Annotated in this window: 12 protein-coding genes; 1 reads left to right on the top strand and 11 read right to left on the bottom strand. The window is 69.6% G+C overall.

Translation table 11 applies throughout. The annotated features are described in order from the left end of the window. Positions 1-24: 24 nt before the first annotated feature. Positions 25-1,227, bottom strand: a complete 1,203-nt coding sequence (locus tag ABIC63_RS18965) for an acyl-CoA dehydrogenase family protein (RefSeq protein ID WP_294373018.1) — start codon at positions 1,225-1,227, stop codon at positions 25-27. Between the two features lie 292 nt (positions 1,228-1,519). Here ABIC63_RS18965 and ABIC63_RS18960 point away from each other — a divergent pair, with 292 nt between their 5' ends. Beyond that, a complete protein-coding gene (locus ABIC63_RS18960; protein WP_294373016.1) occupies positions 1,520-2,245 on the top strand; it encodes a GntR family transcriptional regulator in 726 nt (241 codons plus the stop codon). Positions 2,246-2,263: 18 nt separating this feature from the next. Here the strand turns inward: ABIC63_RS18960 and ABIC63_RS18955 are convergent, their stop codons facing one another. The 10 genes from ABIC63_RS18955 to ABIC63_RS18910 form a co-directional block, all read right to left on the bottom strand. After that, complete coding sequence (locus tag ABIC63_RS18955) at positions 2,264-3,331, bottom strand: branched-chain amino acid ABC transporter permease (RefSeq protein WP_294373014.1); 1,068 nt, start codon at positions 3,329-3,331, stop codon at positions 2,264-2,266. Positions 3,332-3,344: 13 nt separating this feature from the next. Further along, a complete protein-coding gene (locus ABIC63_RS18950; RefSeq protein ID WP_354320944.1) occupies positions 3,345-4,406 on the bottom strand; it encodes a branched-chain amino acid ABC transporter permease in 1,062 nt (353 codons plus the stop codon). Between the two features lie 13 nt (positions 4,407-4,419). Then, positions 4,420-5,163, bottom strand: a complete 744-nt coding sequence (locus tag ABIC63_RS18945) for an ABC transporter ATP-binding protein (protein ID WP_354321045.1) — start codon at positions 5,161-5,163, stop codon at positions 4,420-4,422. A gap of 1 nt (position 5,164) precedes the next feature. Continuing rightward, complete coding sequence (locus ABIC63_RS18940; protein ID WP_354320943.1) at positions 5,165-5,989, bottom strand: ABC transporter ATP-binding protein; 825 nt, start codon at positions 5,987-5,989, stop codon at positions 5,165-5,167. Positions 5,990-5,993: 4 nt separating this feature from the next. Beyond that, positions 5,994-7,184 carry a substrate-binding domain-containing protein gene (locus tag ABIC63_RS18935; RefSeq protein ID WP_502935892.1) on the bottom strand — a complete coding sequence of 397 codons (1,191 nt, stop codon included), beginning with the start codon at positions 7,182-7,184 and terminating at the stop codon, positions 5,994-5,996. Positions 7,185-7,243: 59 nt separating this feature from the next. Continuing rightward, complete coding sequence (locus tag ABIC63_RS18930; protein WP_354320941.1) at positions 7,244-8,806, bottom strand: long-chain-fatty-acid--CoA ligase; 1,563 nt, start codon at positions 8,804-8,806, stop codon at positions 7,244-7,246. 45 nt (positions 8,807-8,851) lie between these two features. Beyond that, positions 8,852-10,969, bottom strand: a complete 2,118-nt coding sequence (locus ABIC63_RS18925) for a 3-hydroxyacyl-CoA dehydrogenase NAD-binding domain-containing protein (protein ID WP_354320940.1) — start codon at positions 10,967-10,969, stop codon at positions 8,852-8,854. 130 nt (positions 10,970-11,099) lie between these two features. Continuing rightward, a complete protein-coding gene (locus ABIC63_RS18920; protein ID WP_354320939.1) occupies positions 11,100-11,885 on the bottom strand; it encodes an enoyl-CoA hydratase/isomerase family protein in 786 nt (261 codons plus the stop codon). 49 nt (positions 11,886-11,934) lie between these two features. After that, positions 11,935-13,929, bottom strand: a complete 1,995-nt coding sequence (locus ABIC63_RS18915) for an acetyl-CoA carboxylase biotin carboxylase subunit (RefSeq protein WP_354320938.1) — start codon at positions 13,927-13,929, stop codon at positions 11,935-11,937. A gap of 29 nt (positions 13,930-13,958) precedes the next feature. Further along, positions 13,959-15,581: an acyl-CoA carboxylase subunit beta gene (locus tag ABIC63_RS18910; protein WP_354320937.1), complete on the bottom strand. Its 1,623-nt coding sequence runs from the start codon at positions 15,579-15,581 to the stop codon at positions 13,959-13,961. Positions 15,582-15,894 lie beyond the last annotated feature (313 nt).

Below are 15,894 nucleotides of genomic sequence, written 5' to 3'. Positions count from 1 at the left end.
TGTCGGCGAAAGCGTTTCGCATGCTCATCGGTACTTGGCCAGCTCGAGCTTGCCGATCTGGGCGCAATGCACCTCGTCGGGGCCATCGGCCAGGCGCAGCAGCCGCGCGGTGGCATAGGCGGACGCGATACCCAGGTCGTTGTTGGTACCGCCGCCACCATGGGCCTGGATCACCCAGTCGATCACCTGGCAGGCCATCTGCGGTGCCGCCACCTTGATCATGGCGATGTCCGCCTTGGCGCCCTTGTTGCCCAGCGTGTCCATGCGGTGCGCCGCATTGAGCGTGAGCAAGCGTGCCTGCTCGATCAGGATGCGGGCCTGGGCGATGCGCTCCAGCGTCACGCCCTGCTGCGCAATGGGCTTGCCGAAGGCCACGCGCGAGAGGCTGCGTCGGCACATGCGCTCCAGCATCCGCTCGGCCAGACCCACCAGCCGCATGCAGTGGTGGATGCGGCCCGGCCCCAACCGGCCCTGCGCGATCTCGAAGCCACGGCCCTCGCCCAGCAGCATGTTGGCCGCCGGCACCCGCACGTTCTCGAAGATCACCTCCGACGCACGGTCGGGCACGCCGTAGAAGCCGAACACCGCGATGGGCCGCACCACCTTCACGCCGGGCGTGTCCATGGGCACGAGGATCATGGACTGCTGCCGGTGGCGGTCGGCGTTGTCCGGATCGGACTTGCCCATGAAGATGCAGATGCGGCAGCGCGGATCGGTGGCGTTGGTCGTGTACCACTTGTGGCCGTTGATGACGTAGTGGTCGCCGTCGCGCACGATGCTCGACGCGATGTTCGTGGCATCGCTGGAGGCGACGGCCGGCTCCGTCATGGCGAAGCAGGAGCGGATCTCCCCCGCCAGCAGCGGCGTGAGCCAGCGCGCCTGCTGCTCGGGCGTGCCGTAACGGGCCAGCACCTCCATGTTGCCGGTGTCGGGTGCCGAGCAGTTGAACACCTCGGGCGCCAGGTGCGAGCGGCCCATGATCTCGCACAGCGGCGCGTAGTCGAAGTTGCTCAGGCCGGCACCATGCCCGGAGTCCGGCAGGAACAGGTTCCACAGCCCCGCCGCGCGCGCCTTCGGCTTGAGTTCGTCCAGGATCGGCGCGACCTTCCATGGGCCCAGCGCCTCGGCCTCCTTGTAGTAGCGGTCCTCGTTGGGATGGATGTGCTCGTCCATGAAGGCAAGCAGGCGCTGCTGCAGATCCTGGACTTTGGGAGAGAACGCGAACACGAAAGGCCTTTCGAGAGATGGGGCAGGCAGCGGGCAACCGTGGCCCGCATGGTGATTCGGCCAGATAGTAGGATGATTTCGTCAGACGATCTTAGGTACTTGCCCCGGCCGCCGTCGCGCGGGCGACGCGCATCGAAGTGCGCCGCCACGCCGATCAGCGCGGGTCCGCAGCGTAGGACGAGGGGGCCTTGCCGTCTTGCGTCCACCTGCTGGAGGCATCTCGCCGCGTGCCGGTGCGGAGCCCCGATCGGGCCTCATCGCCCGACAATGGCACAGGCCAACATCCGCATCCATGAACGACAACAAGCCCGCCGCCACACGCCGCCCCGCCGTGCGCAAGACACCCGCCGCCGTGTCGCCCGCCCATCCGCGCAGCACGCCCGACCGCGTGGCCGACGCCATCGGCAAGGGCATCCTCAATCGCCGCTTCGTGGTGGGCCAGCGTCTGGTCGAGACCGACCTGATGCGTGACCTGGGCGTGGGCCGCAGCACGGTGCGCGAAGCGCTGCGCATCCTGGCCGCCAGCGGTGTGGTCGAACTCACACCGCACCGGGGCGCCGTCATCCGCTCGCTCACCCGCGAAGACGCGACCAGCCTGTTGGGCGTGCTGGAGGTGCTTTCGGGCCTGGCCGCGCGCCTGGCCGCCCAACGCATCCACCTGGGCGACAACGCCAGGCGCTTCGAGGCGGCCGCGCACAAGCTCGTGCGCGCCGAGACGCCCGAGGCGCTGGACCACGTGCTCGACGCACGCGCCCACTACTACAAGGTCATGTTCGACATCGCGGCCAGCCCGGAGCTCGACCGCGTGCTGCCGCAGGCCCGGGCCCATCTCTTCCGCGCCCAGTTCCACCACCTGCTCACGCCCGCCGATGTACGCGCCATGGTGGCCGAATACCGCGGCATCACGGAGGCGATCCTGATGGGCGACGCCGACAAGGCAGAAAAGCGCATGCGGCGCCATCTGCAGAAGTCCGGCGAGCGCACCCTTCCTCGCATGCGCGGACTCGCCCTGGACTGAGCGCGGTCGGGCAGGCTCTCAGCGCCGGACCAAAGCCGTGCGCAGCCGGCCCACGACGCCACTCGGGAAGAAGTACACCGACAGCACGAACACCAGCCCGAACCAGAGCATCCAGCGGTCGGGGTGAAACAGCTTGGCCAGCAGCGGCGCCGCGCCCAGGGCGCTGCTGAGCCCCGCCATCAGGCTCTGCAGATAGTTCTCGGCCACGATGTACAGCGCCACGCCGATGACCGCACCATAGATGGTGCCCAGCCCACCGATCACTGCCATCAGCAGGATGTTGAGCATCACGTTGAAGCCCACCGTGGTCTGCGGCCCCACGTAGCGCAGCCACAGTGCCATCAGGATGCCGGCACAGGTGGCCAGTGCCGCGGCCAGGCAGTTGACGGCGATGCGGTAGTGGAGCGTGCGATAGCCGATGGCCTCGGCGCGGAATTCGTTCTCGCGGATGGCTTCCAGCACCCGGCCGAAGCGCGAGTTGACAACGCGCAGCATCAGCAGGAAGAGCAGCAGCGACACGCCAAAGACCAGGTAGTAGGTCAGCAGGCGGCCGTTGATGGCCGTGCCCAGCACCTCGTCCTCGACCAGGCGGAAGGCCGGCGTCAGGGCCTGCGGCAAGCGGAAGGTGCGGCCATCGTCGCCGCCGGTGATCCCGCTCAGGCGCATCACCAGGGCCCCGAAGGCAGCCCCGAAGGCCAGCGTCATCATGGTGTAGAAGATGGCCTTCACCCGCAGCGAGATCAGCGCGATCAGGAAGGACAGCAGCACCGACAGCCCGATCGCCGCCAGCGCCCCGACGCCCATGGCCGTCCAGGTGGGCCCCAGCGTGTGCATCGCGATGGCCACGCCGTAGGCGCCGATGCCATAGAACATGGCATGCGCGAAGGACACCACGCCGCAGTAGCCGAGCAGCAGGTCGAAGGACGCCACCAGCACGATGAACACGCAGATGGTGGCCGCCACGTTCAACGGCCGGGCTCCGGAGAAAAGAAAGGGCGCCGTGGCCAGATAGAACAGCACCAGGAGCAGCAGCACGGTGAGCGCCCGGCTGCGCGGCAGGTCGCCGGAAAGGATTCGCATGAGCATGGCGGACGTCCTCCTACGGCTTGTGCACCGGGTACAGCCCCTGCGGCCGCCACAGCAGCACGGCCATCATCACCAGGATGTTGGAGACCAGCGCCAGGTCGGGGAGCAGGAAGCTCACGTAATTGGTGGTCAGCGCCACCAGCATGGCACCGGCGAAGCAGCCGGCCACCGAGCCCAGCCCACCGATGATGACGATGATGAGCATCTGCACCAGCACCTCGGCGCCGATGGCCACGGTGAACTGCTCGCGGTAGAAGCCCCACATCACGCCGCCCAGGCCCGCCAGCGCCGAGCCGGCCACGAACACGCCCACGAACACCGTGCGCACGCGGTAGCCGAGGGCCTCGACCATGGAACGGTTCTCCACGCCCGCACGGATCAGCAGGCCGATGCGCGTGCGCCCGAGCACCAGCGTCAGCCCGATGAAGACGGCCAGCCCCACGCCCACGGCCACCAGCCGGTAGCGCTCGATGGCCACGTCGCCCAGCAGGATCGAGCCACGCAAGGCCTCGGGCAGCGGCAGCAGCATCTGGTTGGCACCGAACACCACCAGCACGAGCTGCTCCATGACGATCATGGCGCCGATGGTGATGAGGATCTGCTTGAGATGGTCGCCATAGACCGGCTTCACGAACAGTCGCTCGTACACCCAGCCCAGCAGTGCCGTTACGGCCATGGCCACGGCGATCACGGCCAGGATGGCCGCCATGCCGGCCCATATCGACGCGGACTGCAGCAGGGCCTGCAAGGGCCCCACCATCAGCGTCGCCGTGTAGGCGCCGACGGCCACGAAGGCCGCATGGCCCAGGTTCATCACGTCCATGAGGCCGAAGACCAGCGTGAGGCCACTGGCCATGATGAACAGCATCATGCCCATGGCCAGGGCCGCCACGGTCAGCGTGACCCAGGTGGGCAGGCTGCCCGTGACCGGCAGCGCGATGGCGATGAAGGCCAGGATGACCAGGACGGGAACCAGGTCGCGGCGCCGGCCCGGCAGGGCCTCCAGCGCCGCAGGTGCGGCGGGCGTGGCCGCGGCCTGTGCCGGCGTCGCCAGGATGGAGTCGGTGGCGGACATTCGTCGGTCTCCCTCAATGGACGGCGCCGGCATGCAGGCCGAGCAGCCGGGCCTGCAGCGCCTCGTCCGCGTCCAGCGCGGCCATGGTGCCGGTGTGCACGATGCGGCCGTCGTCCATCACCGCGACATGGTCGCCCAGCGCGCGCACGAAGTGGAAGTTCTGCTCCACCAGCAGGATGGTGGTGCCCCGGGCCTTCAGCGCCTCGAAGGCATCGGCCAGGTTGTCGACGATGGCCGGTGCCAGGCCCTTGGTGGGCTCGTCGATCAGCAGCAGCTTACGCGGCTCGACGATGGCACGGGCGATGGCCACCATCTGCTTCTGCCCACCCGACAGCGTGCCGCCCGGCCGCAGCCAGAAGCGCTTGAGCGCCGGGAACAGATCGAAGATCCACGCCAGCCGCGCCTCGTCGAAGCGCCCGCCGATGGCCGCCAGGCGCAGGTTCTCCTGCACCGTGAGCCCTGCGAACACGCCCATGTCCTCGGGAACGAAGGCGATGCCGCGGCGTGCGATGTCCGGCGTGCGCGCGGCAGTGATGTCCTCGCCATCGAAGCGCAGCGTGCCGCGGCTGGCGTGCCACAGTCCCATGATCGTGCGCAGCGTGGTGCTCTTGCCGGCGCCGTTGCGCCCCAGCAGCACCGTCAGGCCGGCGCGCGGAACCTGCAGGTCCACGCCCTGCAGGATGTGGTACTCGCCGATGTGCGTGTGCACGCCGGTGAGCGACAGCAGCGCGTCGCCGCCCGTCTTAGGCTCCGGCATCTCATGCATGGGCCGCCTCCCTGCGCGCCGTGCGCTGGCGGCGCACGCCGAGGTAGGCCTCCTGCACGACGGCCGAGGCCATCACCTCGGCGGGCATGCCGTCAGCCACCAGGCGGCCGTTGTGCAGCACCACGATGCGGTCGGCCAGCGAACGGATCACGTCCATCTTGTGCTCCACCAGGAGGATGGTGCGATCGCCGCGCGCCTTCAGGCGGGCGATCAGGTCGAGGATCACCGGCACCTCGTCCACGCTCATGCCGGCCGTGGGCTCGTCGAGCATGACGACCTGCGGCGCCAGCGCCATCAGGATGGCGACCTCCAGCTTGCGCTTGTCGCCGTGCGACAGCCGCGCCGCCTGCTCGTCCAGGCGCGCAGCCAGGCCGACCTGCTGCACATGCTCGCGCGCCTGCTCCACCAGGTCGGCCCGGCTGCGCCACACGGCCAGCATGTTGAAGCCGGCGCGGTGGCGGCTCTGCACCGCCAGCCGCACGTTCTCCAGCACGCTCAGCCGCGGAAACAGGTGGGTGAGCTGGAAGGCGCGGCCGATGCCGCGGGACGTCCGCCGCGCGGCGTCGAGCCGGGTCACGTCTTCGCCATGCAGCATCACCCGGCCGGCCGTGGCCGGCAGCTGGCCCGACAGCAGGTTGAAGTAGGTCGTCTTGCCGGCCCCGTTGGGCCCGACGATGGCCGTCAGCGTTCCCGCATGGAAGGCCGCGCTCACGTCGTCCACCGCGGCATGGCCGCCGAAGCGGATGCCCAGTCCCCGGCTCTCCAGGACCGGTGCACGCGCTTCAGGCGGGCGGACTTGCGCTGTCGCGTCGTGCATGCGCTCAGCGCTTGACGGTGATCGGCAGCGGCATCTCGGACGCCGGGATCTCGCGCACCAGCTCGAACAGGTCCCACTCGTTCGCCGGCGCCTTCTTCATTCGGAACTGGTACTGCGACTGCAGCGCCTGATGGTCTTCCTTGCGGAAGGTCATCTTGCCCTTGGGCGTGTCGAACTCCATGCCTTCCATGGCGGCAATGAGCTTGGGCGTGTCGACCGAGTTGGCCTTCTTCACCCCGGCCACGATGGCCGCCGCCGTGACGAAGCCGCCCGCGGTGAACAGGTCCGGCGGCGTCTGGTAGCGCTTGCGGTGCTCGGCCACCAGCCAGTCGTTCATGGGGTTCTTGGGGAAGTCGTAGTAGTAGAAGGTGCCGCCGGTGATGTCCAGGCCGCGCCACGGCTTGGCGTTTTCGAGGTTGGCGCCGCCGATGGAGAGGAACTCGATGCCGTAGCGCCCCGGGTTGAGCTCCGAGATCTTGCGGATCGGGTTGGGCGCGCCCCAGATCACCACCAGGTACTTCTTGCCCTGCACGTCCTTCATGCGGTCGAAGATGCGTTGCATGGGCGCGGTGAAGTCGGTGGTGGACAGCGGGATGTACTCCTCGTGCACCACGGTCGCCTTCTTCTTGGTGGCGGCCAGCGCCTCCTTGGCCGCCTTCACGCCGTCCTTGCCATAGACATAGTCGGGCGCGAGGAAGGCGATGTTGTCGCCGTCCTTCAGCGCCGCGGCGCTGGCCAGGGCGTCCTGGAACGAGTTGCGGCTGGCGCGGAAGAGGTACTTGTTCCAGGCCGAGCCCGTGAGCGAATCGGCGATGGCCGGCTCGACCATGAGCAGCTTGCCGTACTCCTCCGCCACCGGCGCCATCGAGAGCGCGCCGCCGGACCAGGAGGTGCCGATGGCGATGTCGGCCTTGTCGTCCGCCAGCGCCTCGGTGAGCATGGCCTTGGACAGCTCGGGCTTCATCTGGTCGTCCTTGACGATCAGCTCGATCTTGCGGCCGAGCAGCGTCATCGAGCCCTGGGTGAGGTATTCGAGGCCCAGGCGCAGCCCGCGCTCGGTGTCGCGGGCATAGGCCTCGGACGGCCCGGTCTTGCTGGCAATGAGCGCGATCTTGATCGGCTTGTCCTGTGCGAAGGCCTGTGGCGCAAGCCAGCAGGCCGCAGCCGCGGTGGCGGCCATGGCGAGTTTCTTCAGCATGCTTGTCTCCGTTGTGGATGGGAACAGGCGCCTCTTCGTGCGCCCGGGATGCGCGCCTAGCCCACGGCGCGCGTCTGGCCTTTCCAGTAGGGCTCGCGCAGCACGCGCTTGAGCACCTTGCCACTGGGGTTGCGTGGCAGCACCTCGACGATGTCGATGGTCTTCGGGCACTTGTAGTGCGCAAGGTTCTCGCGCATGAAGTCGATGATGGCGCGCGCGTCGGCCGTGGCCCCCGGGCGCAGCACCACGCAGGCCTTGACCGATTCGCCCCAGGTCGGATCGGGCACGCCGATGACGGCGCCGTCGGCCACGGCCGGATGACGCATCAGGACGTTCTCCACCTCGGCCGGATAGATGTTCTCGCCGCCCGAAACGATCATGTCCTTGATGCGGTCGTTGATGTAGAGATAGCCGTTCTTCATGTAGCCCGCGTCGCCCGAACGGAACCAGCCGCCATTGGCATTGCGGCCTTCCGGGTAGGCGGCGGCCGTGGCCTCGGGGTTGCGCCAGTACTCCTTGAGGTTGCGGTCGGACTCGATCCAGATCTCGCCCACCTGGCCGTCGGGCAGGTCCTTGAGGTCGATGGGATCGACGATGCGCAGGCGCCCGCCGCCAATGGGCCGACCCGCAGAACGCAGCAGTTCGGCATCGCCGGCGCGGTGGTCCTCGGGAAAGAGGAAGGTCGCCGGCCCCGACACCTCGGTCAGGCCATAGACCTGCAGGAAGTCGCAGCCGAAGACCTCGAAGGCCTGGTGCAGCACCGACTCGCTCACCGGCGAGCCCCCGTAGGCGACGAGTTGCAGCCGGCTGAAGTCGAAGGACTTCGCCTCGGGCACCTGCAGCATGAACAGGATCATGGCCGGCACCACGAAGGTGTGGGTGATGCCGTGCTCGCCGATGGCACGCAGGTAGCCGCGCGGATCGAACTCCGGGTACGACGAAGTCTGGCCGCCCGTGTAGAGCGTCAGCAGCAGCATCGTCATGCCCGCCACATGGAAGACCGGCAACGGGTTGCCCAGCACATGCCGGTGGTCGAACTTCCATTCGCGCGACACCACCCGCGAGGTGGACAGCAGCCCCGCATGCGTCAGCACGATGCCCTTGGGCAGGCCCGTGGTGCCGGAGGAATAGAGCTGCAGCGCCGCGTCATGCGTGTCCGCGGCCACCGGCTCGAAGCGGTCGGACTGGACGGCGCACCACTGGGCCAGCGAAGGCAATGCCGTGCCTTCGGTGGTGCACACGCGGATGCGCACGCCCGGCAGCTCGGCCTTCTCCAGCAGCGGCAGGAACTCGGCATCGGCCATCAGGAATGGCGCTTCGCCGTTGTTGACGATGTACTCGACCTCCTTGGCCGCCAGCCGCCAGTTGACCGGCATGCACACGGCCCCCAGCTTACAGGCAGCCAGCGTCACCAGGATGCATTCGACATGCTGCTTGGTGAGCACCGCCACGCGCGAGCCGCGTCCCACGCCGGCACCGGCCAGGGCGTGGGCCAGCCGGTTGGTGAAGGCCTCGATGTCGCGGTAGCTGAGCCGCCGCTCGCCCTGCCGGTAGGCGGTGGCGTCCGGCCGCTCGGCGAGCTGGCGTCGCAATCCGTCGATGAGGGTGAGGTCTTCCATGGCGTGTCTCCGATGTGGGTGATGCGTGAGATGGTCGGGCGGCGCTCAGCCGGGAAGCCCGTCGGACAGGCGCCGCCCGCTGCGAACGAGCTCCGACAGCAACGGCGCCACGCGCCAGTAGCCGAAGCGATCGCCGCGGGTGCGGCCGTAGAAGGTCAGTCGGTCGGCCACGGTGGCCAGGCCGAGCGCGTCGGCCCACCACATCGGCCCGCCCAGGTGATCGGGAAAGCCATAGCCGGCCGTCCAGACGATGTCGATGTCGCCCGGCCGGTAGGCGATGCCCTCCTCCAGGATCCGCACGCCTTCGTTGATCAGCGGGTACAGCAGCCGCTCCACGATCTCCGGCGCGCCGATGTCCGTGCGGCGCGCGATGCCGTGGGCCGCGGCCAGCTCGGCCGCGATGTGTGCGCCCTCGGGGTCGTCCACCGGCGTGCGGCCTTGGTAGCGGTAGTACCCCGCGCCCGTCTTCTGGCCGAAGCGGCCCAGTTCGTAGAGCCGACGCACCATGGCACGGTAGCTGTCGTCCGGCGGCAGCCCACCGGCCTTGCCGTACTCGATGACGGTGCGGGCGCCCACGTCGATGCCGGCCATGTCGAGCATGCGGCACGGGCCCATCGCCATGCCGAGCGCCTCCACCGCGCCGTCGACCTGCGAAGGGCTTGCGCCTTCCATCAACAGGAACTCCGCCTCGCGCATGTAGACCTCGGCCATGCGGTTGCCAATGAAGCCGTAGCACACGCCCGAGACGACCGCCACCTTGCGGATGCTGCGTGCCAGCTGCATGGCCGTGGCCAGCACATCGGGCGCGGTACGCGCGCCGCGCACCACCTCCAGCAGGCGCATCACATTGGCGGGGCTGAAGAAGTGCAGGCCCACCACATCGGCCGGCCGGCCGGTGGCCTCGGCGAGCGCGTCCACGTCCAGCGTGGAGGTGTTGGTGGCGATGATGGCGCCGGGCCGGCACACGGCACCCAGCCGCGCGCAGACCTGCTGCTTGAGGGCCATGTCCTCGAACACGGCCTCGATGACCAGATCGCAGTCGGCGAGCGCGGTGTCGTCAAGCTTGCCGTGCAGCAGCGCCATGCGCTGTTCCACCTGCGCAGACGTCATGCGGCCCTTGGCGGCGCTGGCCTCGTAGTTGCGGCGGATGATGCCCAGGCCGCGCGCAAGCGCCTCGGCCGAGGCCTCGACCAGCGTGACGGGCAGGCCGACGTTGGCGAAGTTCATCGCGATGCCGCCCCCCATGGTCCCGGCGCCGAGGATGCCGACGCGGCGCACCGGTCGCAACGCCGTGTCGCGCGGCAGGCCTGGAATGCGCGCGGCCTGGCGTTCGGCGAAGAACAGGTGCCGCAGGGCCTCCGATTCGGGCGACACACGCAACTGCTCGAACAGCCGTGCCTCGGTGGCCTCACCCTCGGCAAAGGGCTGCGTGGCCGCCGCCTGCACCGCCAGCACGATGCTGCGCGCGGCGGGATGGAAAGGCTTGCGCTGCGCGGCGGCCTGCAGTGCCTGCGCGAAGAAGTCGGCCGGCAGGCCCTCGTCGGGCACGGGCTGGGCGCTCAGGCGCCGCACGCCCTCGCCACCGGCCTGCAGCGCGCGCAGGTAGGCCAGCCCCACGGCCAGCGGATCGCCCGCACGCACGTCGTCGACGATGCCCGCGTCGCGTGCGGCCTGGGCATCCAGGCTGCGTCCGGTCGAGATCATGTCCAGCGCCAGCCGCACGCCCACCGCACGCGGCAGGCGCTGCGTGCCCAGCGAGCCCGGCAGCAGGCCCAGCTTGACTTCCGGTAGCCCGAACTGCGTGCCGGGCACCGCGACGCGGGCGTGGCAGGCCAGGGCCAGCTCCAGCCCACCCCCCAGCACGGTGCCGTGCAGCGCGGCCACCACCGGGCGATCCTGCGCCTCGATGCGGGCCAGGGTGCGGTTGTAGGGAGCGGCCGAGAAGGCCGGATCGTCGAAGCTGCCGATGTCCCCGCCCGCCACGAAGGTGCGGCCCGTGCAGTGCACCAGCAGGCCGGCAAAACTGCGGTCGGCCTCGAAGGCCAGCACGGCCTCGGCCAGGCCCGCCACCACCGCCGTGGAGAGGGCATTGACGGGCGGGTTGGCGATGGTCAGCACGGCCATGTCGCCATGGCGTGCAAGTGAAACGACGGGCTCGGTCATGGGTGTCTTCAGGGGCCTTCGCGCCCGTTGCGGGCAGCGAAGAAAGGCTAGCAAAGGGGGTCTTCGGCCTCTTGCGTCTACACGCTGTCCGGGTCGGTATCGACCCGGGGCCGCGGCAGGGACCGCAGGCTCAACGGCCGGTCCACACCGGCCTTCGCTTTTCGTTGAAGGCGGCCAGGCCTTCCCGCGCGTCCTCGGTCATGGCGAGCAGCGCGATCTGGCTCTCGGTGTAGGCGATGCCTTCGTCGAAGGACATGGCGGCCATGGCCCGCATGGCGTACTTGCCGCGGCGCAGCGCCGTGGGCGACTTGTCGGCCACGCGGTCGACCAGCCACTGGGTCTTCGCGTCCAGTTCGGCCGCGGGCACCACATGGTTGAGCAGGCCGGCCGCGTGGGCCTCCGCCGCACCGAAGGGCTCGCCGCTCAGGCACCACTCGCGCAGCACGCGCCGCGGCACCAGGTCCTGCAGCAGGCTCAGCACCTGCATGGGAAAGAGGCCGATCTTGACCTCGGGCAGGCCGAACTGCACCTGCTGCGCCGCGACGGCCATGTCGGTCATGCACAGCAGCCCGATGCCGCCGGCCATGCAGGTGCCGTTGATGCGCGCGATGCTCGGCAGCGTGGCGTTCTGCACGTCGCGCAGCAGGTCGGCATAGTCGATGTTGGGCCGCGAGAGGTCGAAGGCGAAGCCGGCGCCCGGTTGCAGGTCGCCCCCCGCACAGAAGGCCTTGTCGCCGGCCCCGGTGAGCACGATCACGCGCACCTCGGGGTCGGCATGGGCGCGCCGCCAGCCCTCGCGGATGCCCGCGACGACCTCCTTGTTGATGGCATTGCGCTTGTCGGGCCGGTTGAGGATCACCCACAGGGCATGGCCCCGCTTCTCGCACAGCACGGCGGGCGCTGCGTTCTCTGTCATGGACGTCTCGCTGTAAGGATTGAAAGGGCGCACGTGGCCGCCAGCCCGCTCAGGCGGGCACGCCCTCGGTCACCGGCTCGATCTCGGCGACGACGCGGCTCGCCGCCACCTGGTCGCCGGTCTTCACATGCAGGGCGACCAACCGGCCCGCCACGGGCGCGGCATGCACGTGTTCCATCTTCATGGCCTCCAGCGTGAGCACCGGCTGGCCGGGCTGCACCATGTCGCCGATGGCGGCCAGCACCGCCACGACACGGCCGTTCATGGACGCGCGCACCTTGCCGTCGCCGCCCGCCTCGCCCTGGCGCGCCGCCGCGGCGCGGGTGCGGTCCTCGATGCGGATCGGCAGGCCGGCGTAGTGCAGCAGCAGCGTCGCGCCATCGCGATGGAAGGCGACGCTCTCCTGCAGGCCATCGCAGGTGAAGCGGGCATGGGGCTGCTCCAGCCCATCCAGTGCGATTCGGTAGGTGGCCTCGCCGATGCCGACCGCAAAGTGGCGTCCTTCGGTCAGCACCACGCTGGCGGCCACGGTCTCACCCGCCATCTGCAGGCGCATGCCGATGGGCAGGCTGGGCGCCAGCCGACGCTGGCCGGGCGCCTGGGGTGCCGCGGTGGTCTCGTACAGCAGCACGGCGGCGATGGCCGCAGCCCGCGCGCGCAGGGCCGCATCGGGCGCCAGCAGCGCGGCCTGGTGCTCGGCGATGAAGGCGGTGGTCGCACCACCGGCCGCAAAGACGTCATGGCCCAGGCAGCGGTGCAGGAAGGCCTGGTTGGTGGTGACGCCCAGCGCCACCGCATCCTCCAGGCCGGCCATCAGCAGACGTCGTGCGTCCTCGCGGCTGTCGCCGTGGGCGATGAGCTTGGCGATCATCGAGTCGTAGTACGGCGGGATCTCGGCGCCGGACTGCAGCGCATGCTCCACACGCAACTGCGGCGGCATCTGCCACAGGGCCATGGTGCCGCTCTGGGGCATGAAGCCCTGATCGGCGTCCTCGGCGCACAGGCGCACCTCGATGGCATGGCCGCTGAACCGCACATCCTCCTGCGCGATGCCCAGGGGCTCGCCCGCGGCCACGCGCAACTGCAGGGCCACCAGGTCCAGGCCGGTGATGGCCTCGGTGACGGGATGCTCCACTTGCAGCCGCGTGTTCATCTCCATGAAGTAGTAGCGGCCCTCGGCGTCCAGCAGGAACTCGAGCGTGCCCGCGCCTTCGTAGCGGATGGCCTTGACGGCTGCCACAGCCGTGGCGCCCATGCGCGCACCCAGGTCGGCGTCGACCGCGGGCGATGGCGCTTCTTCGATCAGCTTCTGGTGCCGGCGCTGCACCGAGCAGTCGCGCTCGCCCAGGTGGATGGCATGGCCGTGGCGGTCGGCGAAGACCTGGATCTCGATGTGCCGCGGCCGCACGATGGCGCGCTCCAGGATCACCTCGGGGTCGCCGAAGGCGCTCTGCGCCTCGGAGCGGGCGCTGCGCAGCAGTTCCGGAAACTCGGCCGCGCTGTTCACCAGCCGCATGCCGCGCCCCCCGCCACCGGCCGTGGCCTTGATCATGACCGGAAAGCCGATGCGCCCGGCCTCGTCGGCCAGGCGCGCCTCGCTCTGGTCCTCGCCCTGGTAGCCCGGAATGCACGGCACGCCCGCGGCCTGCATCAGCACCTTGGCACCGGCCTTGTTGCCCATGACGCGGATCGCCTCGGCCGAGGGGCCGATGAAGACCAGCCCGGCGTCATGGCAGGCCTGGGCGAAGTCCTCGTTCTCTGCGAGGAAGCCGTAGCCTGGGTGCACCGCGTCGGCCCCGCTGCGGCGCGCCGCCTCGATCAGCGCCGGGATGCGCAGGTAGCTCTGCGCGGGCAGCGGCTCGCCGATGCACACGGCCTGGTCGGCTTCGCGCACATGGCGCGCGCCGGCGTCGGCGGTGGAATGGACGGCCACCGTGCGGTAGCCCAGCGCCCGGGCGGTGCGGATGATGCGCAGCGCGATCTCGCCCCGGTTGGCGATCAGAATCTTGCGGAAGGGTGTGCGCGCAGGAGTGTCGGCGGTCATGGCGTGTAGATCCGATGGGTCGCAGGAGGTCACGGCCGTGCAACCGAGAACTGCATGGCCTGCGGCTGCCGCAGTTCGGCATCGCGGCAGATGGCCAGCACATTGGCCAGCACGGCGCGGGTGTCGCGCGGGTCGATCACGCCGTCGTCCAGCAGGTGCGCGCTGGTGGTGAACACGCTCATCTGGCTGTCGAAGCGCTCGACGATGCGGCGCTCCAGCTCGGCCAGCTTCGCGTGGTCCACCTCGCCACCCTTGCGCTTCATGGCGGCCTCGGTCACGTTGACCATGGTCTGCGCCGCCTGCTCGCCGCCCATCACCGCCGTCTTGGCATTGGGCCAGCTGAAGCAGAAGCGCGGATGGAAGCCGCGGCCGCACATGCCGTAGTTGCCGGCCCCGAAGGAAGCGCCGCAGTAGATGGTGATCTGCGGCACCGTCGCATTGGTCACGGCCTGGATCATCTTGGAGCCATGCTTGATGATGCCGGCCTCTTCGTAGGCGCGGCCCACCATGAAACCGGTCGTGTTGTTGAGGTACAGGATCGGCGTGCGCGACTGGCAGCAGGCCTGGATGAAGTGCGTGGCCTTGGCGGCACCGGCCGGGTCGATGGGCCCGTTGTTGGTGACGATGCCCAGCGGCATGCCTTCGACCTTGATGTGGCCGACGACGGTGGCCCCGCCGTAGTTCTGGCCGAACTCCAGGAAGTCCGAGTCGTCGGCGATGCGGGCGATGACCTGCTTCATGTCCACGGGCCGCTTGTGGTCCATGGGCATGATGCCCAGCAGCTCTTCCGCGTCGTGGCGTGGCGGCTTGAAGGTGCGCGCGGGCTCGGCCGGCACGCTGCGCTGCCAGTCGATGTTGGCCAGGATCTCGCGGGCCAGGCGGACGGCGTCGCGGTCATCCTCGGCCAGGTAGTCGCCCAGGCCGGAGATGGACGTGTGCATGAGGGCGCCGCCCAGTTCCTCCTCGGTCGCGATCTCGCCGGTGGCCGCCTTGAGCAGCGGCGGCCCGGCCAGGAAGGCCCGGGAGCGGCCCCGCACCATGATGATGTAGTCCGAGAGGCCCGTCTGGTAGGCCCCGCCCGCGGTGGACGAGCCATGCGTGACGGTGACCACCGGCAGGCCGGCCGCGGAGATGCGCGCGATGTTGCGGAACAGGCTGCCGCCGGTGACGAATTCCTCGACCTTGTAGGTCATGAGGTTGGCGCCGGCCGACTCAACCAGTTGCACGTAGGGCAGCCTGTTCTCCAGGGCCAGCTCCTGCATGCGAAGCTGCTTGGGAATGCCCATGGGCTGCAGGGCACCGGCGTCGATGCCGGAGTCCGAGGCATTGACCATGACGCGCACGCCGCTGACCCAGCCGATGCCGCCGATGACGCCGCCGCCGGGGACGCTGCGGTCAAGATCGGGGTGGTCGAGGCCCAGGCCGGCCAGGGCGCCGATCTCGAGGAAGGGCGTGCCGGGGTCGAGCAGCAGGGCCAGTCGCTCACGCGGGAGCAGTTGGCCGCGCTTCTCGAAGCGCTCGCGGGATTTGGCGGAGGTGGCGATGCTGCGTTGCTGGTAGGTGCGCACGCGCTCGATGAGGGCGAGCATGCCGGCGCGGTTGGCTTCGAAGGCATCGCTGCCGGGGGAGATGGTCGACTCGATGATGGCCATGAGGTGCTTCTGATGCGGGCGTCTGCGGTGCTGCGAACGCCTGCCGTGTGGGATGGGGGTCAGCTTAGGCAGTGAGGCTTGCCGGGTCTTGCGCGAAGTGGCTGTGTGGGGCGCTGGCGTTGTGCGCTGACGGTCCGCGGTACGCGCGTTTGGGCTTGGGGACGACCCTTGTGCACGACGGTCCGGGGCGCGCGCGCCGGGGCCGGGGGACGACCGTTGTGCACGACGGTCCGGGCTGCGCGCGCCGGGGCCGGGGGGGGGGGGGCGCCGCCGGCAAAAATTTGTATAATAAACCCCCCCCCCCCCAACCCCC

Source organism: Pseudacidovorax sp. 1753 (assembly GCF_040544975.1).
Classification (GTDB): domain Bacteria; phylum Pseudomonadota; class Gammaproteobacteria; order Burkholderiales; family Burkholderiaceae_C; genus Xenophilus.
The sequence above is the reverse complement of the archived record's forward strand: the minus strand, read 5'-3'. Positions and strand labels throughout refer to the sequence as shown.